A 713-nucleotide genomic window follows, 5' to 3' on the forward strand; every position below is an offset into this window, starting at 1 on the left:
CTTAGAAAATGGGCTGAATTTTATAGTAGCTTTTTTTATAGTGTTAACACCTCTACACGATTTCATTTTAGCTACTTTTTCTTTAAGTTTATTTATTCTATCCTTAATCATCCCAAGCATCACCTACTTGAGCTTCTAAAGCACCTATAAATCCATCATCTTCAACCTCATCTTCTTGTCCACCTTGCTTCATTATTTCAAGTTCAAGCTTCATAACTGTAAGCTCTAGTTTATGTTCATCTATTTCAAACTTATGTAGAGAATCTATAGCCTTTTGCTTTTTATCTTGAACTCTAGTTAAGGCATCTTCTATACTTTGTATTTGTCCTAAAGTAGCTTCATATTCATTAAGTTCTGTGTCCATGCCTTTTTCAACACCACTTTTAGTTGAAACTAACGTCATTTCCTTTTCTTTTAAAAGTTCTATTCTTTTTAACATTCTTCTTTCTCTAACTGTTAGAAGCTGGATCTCTTGCTCTAGTAGTTTCTTTTTTTCTATTTCTATATTACTTATTAGATTAAGCTCCTCTTCTTCTAATGTGTCAAAGAATATACTTTCAAACTCACCTGTCTTAACTGCATGTTTATTACCAGGAGGTCCAGAGGCATTTTTATTTCCTATCTGACCACCTTTGGTACGTTTTTCTTTCGGAGTACTCTGTATTTCTTTTTGGAGTACTCCATTTAACTTTTCAACCCATTTGTCTTTAGCT

General features: G+C 32.4%; 1 protein-coding gene. It reads right to left on the reverse strand.

The annotated features are described in order from the left end of the window. Positions 1–103: 103 nt before the first annotated feature. Positions 104–713, reverse strand: a 610-nt coding sequence (terS, locus tag AZI32_RS18645; protein WP_061997166.1) for a phage terminase small subunit, incomplete at its 5' end; no start/stop codon positions are given.

This window comes from Clostridium sp. ATCC 25772 (assembly GCF_001573875.1).
GTDB lineage: Bacteria > Bacillota > Clostridia > Clostridiales > Clostridiaceae > Clostridium_J > Clostridium_J senegalense.